This window comes from Aureibaculum sp. 2308TA14-22, assembly GCF_040538665.1.
In the GTDB taxonomy this organism is placed as follows: Bacteria; Bacteroidota; Bacteroidia; order Flavobacteriales; family Flavobacteriaceae; genus Aureibaculum.
Genome location: NZ_JBEWXT010000001.1, coordinates 1,155,759 through 1,170,092, shown reverse-complemented (window position 1 = coordinate 1,170,092; position 14,334 = coordinate 1,155,759). Strand labels below are relative to the sequence as shown.

The following is a 14,334-nucleotide window of genomic DNA, read 5'->3' as shown; positions in this document are numbered from 1 at the left end:
TTAATTGGTAACGTTAAATTTAAAAACGGTTTCATTTAAATAAGTTTCTCCAGGGTTAAGCAACGCAGATGGAAAACTCGGTTGATTTACCGCATCGGGATAGCTCTCAGTCTCAAAGCAAATAGTTGAATAGTCGGAATATTCTACACCTCCTTTATATGATAATTTAGGTAATTTCGGTGGTGTGTAAATCACTAATGCTGGTTGGTTAGTAAATACTTTCATTTCAATTCCTGTTTTTGAGGATGATAAGGAAACCTTATATGAATCATCATTCGAATTAAGTACAAAAATATCATCCATGCCGTTAAAGTCTGTTTTACCTATTTTCGATTTTGATTTGAAATCGTAAGGTGTACCCTTGGTTTTCAATAATTTTCCTGTAACTAATAATTGTTCATCTAACTCTATAATCCAATCACTTTTTAGCTCCAATTCATGATCTAAAACGGAGCCATTTCCATCCAAATTAAAATAAGCGTGATTGGTTAAATTTACAGGCGTCGTCTTGTCCGTTGTTGCTTCATATACTATTTTCAATTCATTATTTTCTGTAAGTGTATAAGTAACTGTTGTTTGCAAATTTCCTGGATAACCTTCCTCCAAATTTTTACTTAAATAAGATAGCGTTACTGAAGATTCACTAACTTCATCAACATTCCAATATTTTTTATCAAAACCTTCTTTCCCTCCATGTAAATGCACACCGTTTTCATTATATAGTTCATAAATAGTATCGTCTATCTTAAATTTTCCTCCTGAAATTCTACCCGCCCATCTGCCTATCGAAGCACCTAAATATTTGCAATCGTTTAAATATTTTTCAGCATAATAATCTTCAGGTAATGCTAAGCCCACAACCACATTGACTAGTTTTTTATTTTTATCTGGAACGAGTAAACTCAATATACTTGCTCCTAAATTCGAAATTTGAGCTTCTAATCCATTACCGTTTTTTATGATTATTACTTGTGGCTGCTCAGTCATTTTAAAGTGTTTAAATTTGAATTATCAAAGATAAACTTAATTAAAACATCATCTTTGCTTTTTATTTCAATTTTTTTCCAATAGTTTTATCCATTCAATTGTTTATCGATTTTATGTCAAGAATTCCTTTTTTAGTTGTACTGTTATTTTTCTTTTTAATGAGTTCTTGTGGGGATAAAAAAAAGGAATATCGCGATGTATCCAATAAAGAAAAACAAGAGTTACTATTATCGACAAAAATTATTCCTGACAATCATTTTTTAGGAAGTGAATCCTGTATGGAATGTCATAGAGATCAGTTTAAAGACTGGAAAGGTTCTGATCATGACAGGGCAATGGAACTCCCAACACAAGAAACTGTATTGGCTAAATTTGAAGGAGAAACTTTTAAAAGTCAAGGAGTAACCTCAACTTTCTTTACAAAAGATGATGATTTTTATGTTAATACCGAAGGGCCTGATGGATTAAATCATGATTATAAAATAGAATATACATTTGGTGTAAAACCTTTGCAACAATATTTGGTAAAATTTCCAGATGGCAGGTACCAAGCTTTACGAACGGCTTGGGATACAGAAAAAAAAGTATGGTACGATCTTTATCCTGATTTTAAAGTGGTTCACTCTGAGTGGTTACATTGGTCCAGAGGTGGACTGAACTGGAACAATATGTGTGCCGATTGCCATTCTACCAATGTCCGTGAAAATTATGATGAAACCACAAAACACTATAACACGGAATATTCCATCATTAATGTAAGCTGTGAAGCATGTCACGGTCCTGGAAAAGAACATGTTACTAAAGTTAAAGATTTAGGAGAGGCTTATAAAGCGAGTGATAGCAAGCTACAAATGACCTCAAATATTTCTTCACAACAAATGGTAGATCAATGTGCTAGATGTCATATGCGACGTGAGCAGTTTTCAGAAAATTTTAATTACGAAGGGACATTATTAGATCATTACTTTCCACAATTATTAGAATCTCCTATCTATCATGCTGATGGTCAAATTTTAGATGAAAATTATGTATATGGTTCTTTTATTCAAAGTAAGATGTATCATAATGGTGTTTCGTGCAAAGATTGTCATAATTCACATTCCTTAAAACTGAAATTTGATGGCAACAAGCTCTGTATGCAATGCCATGAACCTGAAAAATACGATGTAGATTCACATCATAAACATAAAGAGCTGGAAGACGCTTCACAATGTATCAATTGCCACATGACGGGCAAAACTTATATGGGAATTGATTATAGACGCGACCATAGTTTTAGAATACCTAGACCAGACCAAAGTATAAAGTACGATACACCCAATGCCTGTGTGCAATGCCATACAGACAAAACCAATGAATGGGCATGGGAAGGGTTTAAAAAACTGTATGGAGAACCAGATAGCATTCACTTTTCAGATGAACTCGCACCGGGCATTGCTGGTGAACCCAACGCACATGAGGGTTTATTTGAACTCGTTCAAAATAAAAAACGACCAGATATTGCAAGAGCTTCAGCTGTTATGGCGTTGCAAAATTATAATTTGCAAAACCGTATTAATGAATTTATGACATTTTTAAGTGATGAATCACCATTAGTTCGCGGGGCAACGATAGATGTGTTGAGCCAGTCCAATACTACAGATTTCATGTCCTATTTATTACCGCTATTAAAAGACAGCAAAAGAACCGTTAGGGTAAAAGCATTTTTTGCATTGGGAGATGTGCCTGAAGCAAACATTCCCGAAAATTACAAAACTGACTATAAAAATGTGGCCAAAGAGTTTGATAGTTATTTAAAAATAAATGCTGATTTTAGTGGTGGCCAAGCAAAAAAAGCCTCATACTATCAAAAAAAGGGCGACTTGCAACAGGCCAAATCCGCTTATGAAAAAGCATTGAATATTGATGGCAACAACAATATAGTTCGCAGTAATTTAGCCAATATTTATTACAATTTAGGTGAAACTGATAAAGCGGAAAAAGCTTTCAGGGAAGTGATTAAACAAGAACCTGAATTTGGACTTACTTATTATTCCCTAGGTCTATTGTTGGCTGAATTAAACAGAATAAATGATGCTATTGTTGAAATGGAAAAAGCTTATCAATTACTACCAGATAATGTAAGAATTATCTATAATTTAAGTTTAATGTACAGCAAGGCTAATAATAGTAAAGCAGCAGAAAGAACATTGATGGAAGGCATTAAAATCTACCCAAACAATGAAGATTTACTTTATGCATTGGCTTTTCAGTATGTTAATGAGAAACAAGAACAAAAGGCAATTAAAATCATTAACAGGTTACTTCAAATAAATCCAAATAATACTAATTATCAGAATTTGCTAAAAAATGTAAGTGCTAGCTAATAATACTTACAAGCTATAAAACTCTACCGCGTTATTCCCCATAATGTCCGCTTGTTCATTTTCTGATAGTGTTCCTATAAAGTTAGTAACCAAATCTTTTACCTTCTTATAATTGCCTGCAACCAAACATACCGGCCAGTCAGATCCAAATAACAGTCTTTTAGCTCCAAAAGCTTCCAACACTAAGGTCATATAAGGTTCAATTTGTTTGGGAGTCCATTGTTTATAATCAGCTTCGGTAATCATACCTGAAATTTTACAATATACATTTGGCTGTTGAGCTATTGTTGTCATTAATACTGCCCAACCCTCATAAAAACCATCTTTTATATGCGGTTTTGCAATATGATCAATAACAAATTTTTGATTGGGGAATTTTTTCACAAATTCTAATGTAGTCAGCAATTGATGCGGAAACACCAAAATATCATAGGTAAAATTGTATTTTTCTAATTTGGAAACTCCATTTAAAAAGGAAGGCCTTAATAGAAAATTAGGGTCAGGTTCTCCTTGTACAATATGTCTAAACCCATTTAATTTTCTACTTGTTGTATAGTGTTGCAGTACTTCATCGACATTAGTTGCTTGTAAATCTACCCACCCTACTACACCTTTAATAAAATCATTTTCGTTAGCCATTGCTAATAAAAAATCAGTTTCCTCTAGGGTCTGGTCTGCTTGTACTGCTACGCAGCCGTCAATATTATTAGCTTGATATACTTTTTTTAAATCACTTGGCAAAAAATCCTTTCGAATTACAGACATATTATCGTCAATCCAAGCATGGTTTATAGGACTATACTTCCAAAAGTGTTGGTGTGCATCAATAATCATAATAATACAAGTCTAAATTATGCTGTAAAAGCTACTTACTGTCATTAATAACAACTTCTTGAATTTTACCTTCGTAACTCATAATACCCCTAGCACTTGAAGAAATTTGAACAGTAGTTCTTCGGTTACCCAATATAGTCAAAAAAACACTATAATTCTCATTGTCACCTTCAGCTTCAAATTTTATAAATATTTTTCTTTTCTTATCGTTATATTCTGCATCAAAAACAGTTCCGGATGTAGTAAACTTGATACCTTTAGCCCCTCCAATTTCTCCTCTGTTCGAATTTCCAATAAAAGGAAAATCAGCATAGGTTTGATCACCTTCAATTAATAAGCCTTCGCCAATTGCTTCGGTACGATCTCCTGTTTGCGTTACAACATATTGGGTCATGAATACAAATTGCCCATTCTGGACAAATTTTTTGGTCAACGCATATTCCGCTAACTTTTTTTGTTTTCTCAATTCTCTTTTTGACTGGGCATTTAAAACAGTACCGGAAACTAATAATAGTAAACAGCACAATACTACTTTTTGGGGTTTCATGAACTTTTAATTAATTTATATAGAGCTGCGTCACCTAAAGTTCTGTTTACCGTAAAAACGTATTTTGAATATACTTGGTTGAGCGACTTATGTGTTATAGTGACGAACTATAAAATTAGTAATCTTTTAGCTTTCTAAACGTTTAGAAAGTTAAAATTTTGATAAAAAAGAAATAATACGATGAATTAGCTACCAATAACGAGCTTTTTACTGTAATTCTTGTTGTCTTTGTTGATGTTATAAATATAAACACCTGCCGCTAAATGTGGCCATTTTTCTGAAATAGAGATTTCATGCTGACCTGCTTCGAGACTACCATCAAATAAAATACCTGTTTGTTGTCCTACAATGTTATACAGCGATATTTTGTATGTACCCTGTTCGTTATTGTTGAATCGGATAGAAACCTGATCTTGATCATAAATAGCAGTATGTTCAAATTTCTCTCTAATTAAATAATCATGATTGGTTACCTCACTATTACAATCAAAACCTAAATCTAATGCAGTATAAGGCCTTGGTAAAGACTGATTAATTACACTTTGATCTATACATAACCATTCTTGCATAACGGTTCCGTAAACATTAATAAAATCTTGAGTGTATTGTAAATTGTTACCTCTAACCAAATTGGTCATACTAGGATGTTCTCCTACAAATCCGTTACCGTTAAGAGCAGGTCCAAAAAGTAGCATTGGAGCTGCAGTACCATGGTCAGTACCATTTGAGCCATTTTCACGTACACGTCTTCCGAATTCTGACATGGTCATGGTTAACACATCTCTATCCCTTCCACTTGGAGCTAAATCCTTATAAAATGCTTGAACTGATTCTGAAATATTCATCAATAATTCTTGATGCCTATCTGGTTGATTAGCATGTGTATCAAATCCATTAAGATTCACCATATAGACACAAGTACCCATTCCCGCTTTAACGGTTTTAGAAATAATTGACAAGGCTCTACCTAAATTTGTGTCAGGAAACTCAACCGTATTGGTTTGTGTTGCCGCCGCATCTTTAATGACACCTGAATACTTTAATGTAGTATTTAAAACCCCACGAACATATCTTAATTGCGATCCTCTTGTACAATCAGGTACATCTGCTACATTGTATAAGTTTCCTTCAGAAGCAATTCTTTCTAACTGACGGGTATTTGCAATTGTAAACGCATAATTACTTTCTGTTCCTTTAAACATAATATCTCCTAACCCACCAATTTGTAACGCAGGTGGAGCATCTGGCAAATTCAATAAAAAGTCGGGATAAAGATCTTCAAAATAATTACCATAAACACCTGTTTCAACATCCTCATCATCTGTCCCTTTAGAAAAATTATCAGTACCCGTAAAATGTGATAAATTCATATTTTCATATCCAGTACCATGTACCACTTTCATACAACCACCTTCCCAAATGGCCTCTAATGAATCTTGCAAGTAACTCGGTATCCCAAATTCTGGTGATAATTTATAAATATCAGCCATTTCATGTTTTAAGTTTGGTCTATAATTAGCATAGCTATCGTAATCATAAATGGGTACAATAGTATTTAGCCCGTCGTTACCACCTTGTAATCTTATAATTAATAGCACCCTGTCAGAGTTAGATTCACCTAATGCTTTCGTTAGAGCCGTAGGTTGCCCATAGGCCATAGGAATTCCGTTAACCATTAATGTAGCTCCTGCACCACCTAAGCCTAGTGTTTGCAAAAAAGAACGTCTGTTCCATTTTTTATGGTCTTCGGTATTACACGTTGTATGTTTTATTTTATCTGTACACATAGTTTCTATTTAATTTGATAATCGGGTAATGATACTATATACTCTAAAAGGTCACGTACTTGAAGCGTTGCGGCTTCAAAGCCCAGTGTCCATATATTTTGCTCAAAATAATTTGAAGGTACTCTACTTTTAAATACGTCAACACCATTGTCAAAATCGTCTTGAGTATAAGGTATTTCATTCATTAGTGCTTCAAAAATGGCAGTTGCAACCACTTCAGCATCATTACTATTACCAGAGATGTCAATGGCAAATTGTCTGAATTGTTCTGGATCTTGATCCCAAGCCCATTGCAATACATCTTCATATAAATAAGCTGCTCTAAACGTAATGGTTCCTGAATTTAACCAATCTCTATCACCATCCCAACCTGCTACTGTTGGCGGATTCATAATATTCTGATCAAAAACCCATGCCGAGACATTCTTTATAGATTGTTTGTTTAAGTCATAATCACCAAAATTAAGACCTGTAGTAGTCATAAACTGGACAATAAGATCTAGTGGACTTTTAATAATTACATTTTTAGCATATTCGTCAAAGAAATGGGCACTTTTAAATAGGGTTTTAAGCACAGGAGCTAATTCATAATTACCTGCAATAAACTGTGTAGCTAATGGGTTTATAATTAGCGTCCGGATGTTATCATCAACCTCAGGACTCACAAAGGCCGTATACATTCTTTCGCAGATATAACGACCAATTAACTCTGATTTTTCATTAAATAAAATATCTATCACATCATCATACCCCCAATTGCCTGTTTGTCCAAAAATAGTTTTAGGTTCAGCATCAAAATTATCTATTAAAAATTGTATTCTCGAATTTTCTCCATTAACGTATTCGTTATATCCAGTTAAGGCTCTTGACGTTTCTACAATATCTTCTTCGGTATAGCCATTACCTTCGCCTAGCGTAAATAGCTCATATAATTCACGTGCATAATTTTCATTTGGGCTGCCTACTACACTGTCAAAGCCATTTAAAAATTTAAGCATGGCCTCGTCCAAACCTATTTCATGGATAAAGGTTTTAAAATTTCCGAAACTATGGCGTTGTAAGGCTAAAAAATACCTAAAAGCGTAGCCTGCAAAATCATATTCGTTTATTCTTGTAACTATAATATTATGCCAAAAAAACGTCAATCTTCCGCGTACACCATTGTCTAGCAATTCTTTTATAAATGTATATTGTGTTTCTGCTTTATAAATATCGTTTTGGTCTTCACTGTAGGTCAATCCATTAGCGGCATAATCATCTGGATCATGTATTGCCCAAGGTGGTGCTGTAGTTGGTGCTAAATTTATAGCAGCATCTATAATTTCATCTATATAAACACCAGGGCTTTTACTTAAGGCATTGGCTATATCTGGAAACGCAATACCAAAGCCCAACCGATTGTGCAGGTGTCTTACCTTAGCCGCGTCCCACGGATTTAAAGCACTTGGAACATAAGGTGTCAGTGGCGAAGTATTACAGGATAGTAAGTAGTTAGTTGTCATATGTTTTAGTCTTATATCTTGATTCTTTTATCAATACACTATTTTCTCTCTTAAAAAATAATTTACGGAAACACTAATGGTTCTGTTTTTCCATGTATCGTTATCGGTATTTACTATATTGGTTAAACCGTGATAATAATTTAAACGAAATTTTACTCTCTTTTTAATCAATAATCCCGCACTGGCATTTGCTCCAAAACTCAATCGTTTTACATCGGCATCTCCGCCAATATCTAAAAAAACAGTTTCTGTATCATTTTTAGTAATGGCTCTATTGTTGAATCCAGCGTTAAGTCCAGCATCAACAAAAAACTGAAAATTTCTTCTGTTAAAATTAAGGTAATATCCTAAATTTACAGGAACTTCAATTACATCTATCCCCCATTTTTCGTTTGTGGTGTTTATTCCGCTTCTTTTAATAGCTTTAAAAGACCTTCTGTTAAAGTTAAGCCCCAACCGCAGAAAAACCCTATCGCTAAGTTCTCTTTCAAACATATAGCCCACAGAGAAACCTGTACCCCTACTCGGTTCAACAGACTCGCCTACCAAAAAATCAGTACTGGTAGAATTGATACCAACATCTAATCCGTGATAAAACTGACCATAGGAAATAGTGGAGATAAAAAATAAAAATAGAAAAATTCTTTTGAAAAGTAAGCTAGTAAATCGTTCTCCCATGTTTTAATTTAGGTGTTGTTTAGTCAATAATTGGGGGAGATTACTAAAGAAGAACGTTTTTTTATTGTTTTTAGTATAAACAAGATATGAGAAAGTCGAAAACGATAGATGAGTATGCCAAATAAAATTTTAAGATTTTATAAATAATCAGTTGTTTATAAAACTTTTTCTTTTTTGCATCGCCCAAAAAAGAAACAAAAAAGTCTAGGCTGACGAATCTTTATCTAAATTTATTGTTCAATCCCTAAATTCTAGGAACTCGCTGGTAAAAAATTGACTAAATTTAAAAATTCGTTTAGCTCAAACAGCCTAGAATTTTACGGTATCTTCACGTCAAATTTTACTATAAATTTTCGATAGGCCATTTTAAGAATAATTATGAGTCAATATTTACAAATACTAAATGCCTGCAACATCAATAAAATATATTGAACCTGAATAATTAAAAAATCGTTTGAGATACCATTGATTTAAAATTTATTTTTTAGAATTTAATTGGAATTTGTCATTTGATTTTTGGAATTTTACATACTGTTAATAAAACAGCACCCGATATTAAAAACAACTATGGACTCTTTAACGCAAATTGTATTAGGTGCCGCTGTTGGTGAAGCCGTTTTAGGTAAAAAAGTAGGCAATAAAGCCATGCTTTATGGTGCTATTGCTGGTACTATACCCGATTTAGATATTATTGCCAATTTTTTTACAGATACCGTAACGGCTTTAAAAATACACAGAGGCTTTACCCATTCCATTGTGTTTTCTGTACTCCTTGCCCCTATTATGGCATGGTTGGTAACGCGTTACGAGAGTTATAAAAACATCAAGGGTTGGTCTTGGTTATTTTTTTGGACCTTTTTTACACACCCAATTTTAGATGCATGCACCACCTGGGGTACACAACTTTTTTGGCCTTTGGATATCCGATTGGCATTTAAATCCATATTTGTTATAGACCCATTGTACACCTTACCTTTTTTAGTTCTGTTACTATTAGCTCTATTTCAAAAAAGAGCCTCAAAAAAAAGACGGTTCTATAATAAACTAGGATTAACTATTAGTTTAAGTTATTTATTATTAACATTTGTTTTTAAGCATATTGCGTTTAAAAAATTTGAAAATGAACTTGCATTTCAAAATTTAGATTACACCGAAATACAAACCAGGCCTTCGCCATTAAATACAGTATTGTGGAGTGCCAATGTGAAATGCAAAAGCCATTTTTTAATAGGCCATTATTCTTTTTTTGACAGTAAGCCAATACATTTTCAGCCCTACCCCAAAAACCATGAATTGTTGGGTGATTTACTAACCAATAAAAAGGTACAAGAAATGATTGCTATTTCTAAAGGTTGGTACACCATTAGCAAAAAAGAGGATAAGTTGTATTATAACGATTTGCGTTTCGGTTTGTTAAACATGGAACCTAACACCGAAAATTTTGTGTTTCAATATGCAATTACCACTGATAGTAACGGTAATGTGACTTTTAAAGAAGTGCCCAAAAATACCATTGATGGTAAAAAATTACTATCAGAATTATGGCGACGGATTAAAGGGAATTAATCACGTATTATAGGGTTATTTTAACTATATTTTGGGTTTTTCATGAACCTTAAAGTATTATTTTTACGGTCGTTTTTAAGGCATCTAATTGGATGGTTTGAGCAACATGGAAAACGTAAGAATATAAACCAATACTACGTACAAATGTGTAAAATGCTGAAAAATATATACAGTCTACTTTTTATCATATGCACCAATACTATTGTATTTTCACAGTCCAGTGCTGTTGAGGTAACTGGCACTTTAATAGAAGCAGAAAGTTCACAGCCCTTACCTTACGCAACAGTTGCGTTTTTTGATAAAGACACTAAAGAAGTTATAGATGGTGCAACATCAGGTGAAAATGGAAGTTTTACCATTGTTGTGAAAAATTCTAACTTTTATGTTGAAGTTAGTTTTATGGGTTATATAACAAAAACTATAAACGATTATAACATTACAAATAACAAAGTTGATTTGGGTACAATTGCACTAAGCCCAAATAACAAAGCACTTGATGAAGTTACGGTTAGGGCCGAAGTTTCTAAGACGGTATTTAAACTAGACAAACGGGTATTTAACGTAGGTAAAGATATTAGTAGCACTGGTGTTAGTGCTTTAGAGGTATTGAATAATGTGCCTTCCGTTAATGTTAACATAGAAGGTGAAATTAGCTTACGCGGAAGTTCTGGTGTACAAATACTAATTAATGGTAAACCTTCAGTTTTAGCGGATCAATCGAGTAATGCGTTGGGTACAATTACTGCTGATATGATTGAAAGTATTGAAGTAATTACCAACCCTTCTGCTAAATACGAAGCCTCAGGTACTGCAGGTATTTTAAATATTATCCTTAAGAAAGAGGAGAAAAAAGGGTGGAATGGTTCCATTTCTGCAAATACAGGCATACCCGATAACCACAGTATTGGTGTAAGCGTTAATCGAAGAACGGAGCATTTTAATTTGTTTGCCCAGTTGGGTGCAGGCTACAGGTCCTTACCTCAAGAAAACGAAGCCATTAATACGAACCTAATTAATAATGAGGTTGTCTTTAGTGAAGGTATTGCTTATCGTGATGAAACTTTTTTTAATCTCACACTAGGAACAGATTACCATATTGACGAATTAAACGTATTAACATTATCAGGCAATTTTGCCTACGAGATTGAAGATCAACCCTCAGAAACCAATTTTAGGTTTTTCGATGCCAATACTAATTTAATTTCTGATTGGGTTAGATCCGAAACCACGGAAGCCACAAACCCCAAATGGCAGTATGAGTTAAATTACAAAAAGCAATTTGAAAACGATGAAGAGCACACCTTGCTTTTTAGTGCATTAGGTAGTTTTTTTGGTAAAGACCAAGAGTCACAGTTTAATAGCACTACCTTATCTGGAACTACTGTAAATGACGATCAGCAAACCGAGACTACTTTTCAGCAAGCAGATTATACATTTAAGCTAGATTATACCGACCCTTTAAGTGATATATATACCATAGAAGCTGGGGCTCAATATGTAATTAATGATGTTGGTAATGATTATGAGGTGCGGGATTTTGACGAAAATACAGGCACTTATTTAGTGAATGATGGTTTAACTAATAATTTTGAATACGACCAGAAAGTACTCGGCCTTTATTTTACCGGGGCGTATGAAAAGGAAAAATGGGGTTTTAAAGCAGGTTTACGGTTAGAAAACACAAATTTAAACACATTATTGGCCAATACCAATGAATCTAATACACAAGACTATACTAATTTCTTTCCATCATTGCATACTTCTTATAAAGTAGGTGAAAATTTTTCACTTCAGGCGGGGTATTCAAAACGTATTTTCAGACCTAGATTATGGGATTTGAATCCGTTTTTCAATATTAGAAATAACTTTAACGTACGGGTGGGTAACCCAAATCTACAACCTGAGTTTACAGATTCTTATGAGTTAACTAGTATTTTTAAAATTGGCAAGGCATCTTTAAGTTCTAGTCTATACCACAAATATACTACAGATGCCGTTGAACGTGTCTCTACCTTTGAAGACAACGTAACCTTTACAACACCCGAAAACATAGGTACCAATGCTTCTTATGGGTTCGAAACTAACGGAAAATACAGTCCTGCAAAATGGCTTACGCTTACTGGCGATTTTAACATCAATTATTTTAACCGTGAAGGGGATTTTCAAAACCAAAATTTTGATTTTTCGGGTAGTCAGTGGTCTTCAAAATTGGGTTCTAAAATTGGACTACCTGCTGATATTGATTTGGAGTTAACCGGTACATATCAATCTGGTTTTAAAACCATACAAGGTGATGTAACTGGTTTTGCCTTTTTAGACCTTGGTATTCGTAAAAAAATTATCAAAGGAAAAGTGATGGTTAACTTAGGTGTTAGAGACGTGTTTGAATCTCGAATTCAAGAACGTTTTGTAAAACAAGCCACTTTTGAAACCTATGATTATGGCAGACGTGGTCGCTTTTTCACCTTAGGTGTTAGTTATGGTTTTGGTAAAGGCGAAGCCATGACCTATTCAGGTAGAAGACGTTAACGTCACCACGAGTTATGACGTCAGATAAAAGAAGTATGAAGGTGAAAATAAAGGTTAAATATAAGCAGCATCTCAGCTCCTCCCCTCCCGATAGCTATCGGGATTCCAAGGGGAGGTGTCCAACAGTCATAGCATCATTTAGTAATAACTATTATGGACGGAGGGGTCTAGCACTCTCCACTAACCGGGTCACAGCTATCACCATTATTTAGTATTTCCATTGGAGCCACCTTAGTAAAGGCCTCTAAAAACACATCAGCCGGTTGTGCACCACTGATGGCAAATTTATCATTGATGATAAAAAACGGAACTCCCGTTACGCCCAATTGTTGATAATGGGCTATTTCTTGCTTTACGGCATAAGCTATAGCATCATCTTCAATAATGCGTTTCGTTTTGGTGGCATCCCAACCGTATTCAGCCATTATGTTAACCAATACTTCAGTATCGTTCAAATGTAAGTTTTCATCAAAATAGGCCTTAAAAAAACGTTCTTTTAAAACGCCTTTAAACCCTTCTTCTCCTGCAACGTGCATTAATTGGTGTAAGGGCAAGGTATTTACTGCCAGCCATTTATCACCAAAATTAAAAATAATGCCTTCGGCGTTGCCGGCATCGGTAATACGTTGCATGGGCTCGGTCATGTCTCTATCTCCAAATTTATTGGTTAAATAGGTTTTACGGTCTAAGCCTTTTTTCGGCATATTGGAGTCTAACTGAAAAGGATGATAGGTTATTTCAATAGGTACTCCTTTCCATTGCTGTATAGCAGATTCTATTCTATGTTTACCTATATAACACCAAGGACAGGCTATGTCTGATACCATGGCTACTTTTAGTGTTTCTTTTTGCATTATAAACTGTGTTTATGTGTGGTTGGGGTTGGTCGGTGCAGTAGTGACGGACTTACAGCGGGCTTTAGCCTATTCTTTCATATTATTATAGGACCATATGATAAAGAGTAACCATATAGCTACACAAACTCCAGTAAAAATTGAGAAGTACAATACTAATTCATTTCCTCCCATTATCCACCAATTTAAAAAAGATCATTAACCCTATTAACATGGGTGCCCATAGCCCTATAAAAAGACCATGTATTTCATTTCCGTTAAGGAATGTATATTCTGCTACAATAATAATAATGGCACAGAGTATTAGCATTAGAACATACCCTACACCTATTTTTTTAATAAACTTCATGTCACCAATTTAGTATTGATTTAACAACCTACAAGTTAAGTATTTTTAGTTAAACAAATTAACGCTTTTAATTTAAGTTTTGGAAAAGGCGAAGCGATGACCTATTCAAATAGTAGCATTTGAAACGGTATTTAATTATTGTAGATTGATTCGTTAACTTAGTCTAATAACGAAAAGTAGCTATTGATGGAAAAAATTACTGTCAGAGCTATGGCAACGGGTTAAGGGGAATTAGAATGTTTTAGCTACATAAAATATTATTATAAAAGCCACAAAAACTTTATCTTTTAAAATTTTCACGTATTACATTTGACTATATTTGGTGCATTCCTTCT

11 protein-coding genes are annotated in these 14,334 nt (G+C 34.1%); 3 read left to right on the top strand and 8 right to left on the bottom strand.

What is annotated here, in order from left to right; genetic code table 11:
• Complete coding sequence (locus tag U5A88_RS05200) at positions 1-987, bottom strand: aldose epimerase family protein (RefSeq protein ID WP_354204386.1); 987 nt, start codon at positions 985-987, stop codon at positions 1-3.
• 113 nt (positions 988-1,100) lie between these two features.
• Between U5A88_RS05200 and U5A88_RS05195 the strand changes: the two genes are divergently transcribed.
• Positions 1,101-3,353, top strand: a complete 2,253-nt coding sequence (locus tag U5A88_RS05195) for a tetratricopeptide repeat protein (protein ID WP_354204384.1) — start codon at positions 1,101-1,103, stop codon at positions 3,351-3,353.
• 6 nt (positions 3,354-3,359) lie between these two features.
• On the opposite strand, the gene U5A88_RS05190 is transcribed toward U5A88_RS05195, so the two are convergent.
• From U5A88_RS05190 to U5A88_RS05170, 5 genes are all read right to left on the bottom strand, one after another.
• Positions 3,360-4,187, bottom strand: a complete 828-nt coding sequence (locus U5A88_RS05190) for an amidohydrolase family protein (protein WP_354204382.1) — start codon at positions 4,185-4,187, stop codon at positions 3,360-3,362.
• Positions 4,188-4,218: 31 nt separating this feature from the next.
• Complete coding sequence (locus U5A88_RS05185) at positions 4,219-4,734, bottom strand: DUF4251 domain-containing protein (protein WP_354204381.1); 516 nt, start codon at positions 4,732-4,734, stop codon at positions 4,219-4,221.
• Between the two features lie 185 nt (positions 4,735-4,919).
• Positions 4,920-6,521, bottom strand: a complete 1,602-nt coding sequence (locus tag U5A88_RS05180) for a DUF1501 domain-containing protein (protein ID WP_354204379.1) — start codon at positions 6,519-6,521, stop codon at positions 4,920-4,922.
• A gap of 5 nt (positions 6,522-6,526) precedes the next feature.
• Positions 6,527-8,023 (bottom strand): DUF1800 domain-containing protein, encoded by a 1,497-nt coding sequence (locus U5A88_RS05175; protein WP_354204377.1) that lies wholly within the window; start codon positions 8,021-8,023, stop codon positions 6,527-6,529.
• 30 nt (positions 8,024-8,053) lie between these two features.
• Positions 8,054-8,701 carry a porin family protein gene (locus U5A88_RS05170; protein ID WP_354204375.1) on the bottom strand — a complete coding sequence of 216 codons (648 nt, stop codon included), beginning with the start codon at positions 8,699-8,701 and terminating at the stop codon, positions 8,054-8,056.
• 567 nt (positions 8,702-9,268) lie between these two features.
• Between U5A88_RS05170 and U5A88_RS05165 the strand changes: the two genes are divergently transcribed.
• Together U5A88_RS05165 and U5A88_RS05160 are read left to right on the top strand one after the other, a co-directional pair.
• Positions 9,269-10,267 carry a metal-dependent hydrolase gene (locus tag U5A88_RS05165; RefSeq protein ID WP_354204373.1) on the top strand — a complete coding sequence of 333 codons (999 nt, stop codon included), beginning with the start codon at positions 9,269-9,271 and terminating at the stop codon, positions 10,265-10,267.
• Positions 10,268-10,420: 153 nt separating this feature from the next.
• Positions 10,421-12,796, top strand: a complete 2,376-nt coding sequence (locus U5A88_RS05160; protein WP_354204371.1) for an outer membrane beta-barrel family protein — start codon at positions 10,421-10,423, stop codon at positions 12,794-12,796.
• Between the two features lie 167 nt (positions 12,797-12,963).
• Here the strand turns inward: U5A88_RS05160 and U5A88_RS05155 are convergent, their stop codons facing one another.
• Together U5A88_RS05155 and U5A88_RS05150 are read right to left on the bottom strand one after the other, a co-directional pair.
• The gene (locus U5A88_RS05155; protein WP_354204369.1) at positions 12,964-13,650 is read right to left on the bottom strand and encodes a DsbA family oxidoreductase; all 687 of its coding nucleotides are present in this window, start codon (positions 13,648-13,650) and stop codon (positions 12,964-12,966) included.
• 160 nt (positions 13,651-13,810) lie between these two features.
• A complete protein-coding gene (locus U5A88_RS05150; protein WP_354204367.1) occupies positions 13,811-13,999 on the bottom strand; it encodes a hypothetical protein in 189 nt (62 codons plus the stop codon).
• Between the last annotated feature and the right edge of the window lie 335 nt (positions 14,000-14,334).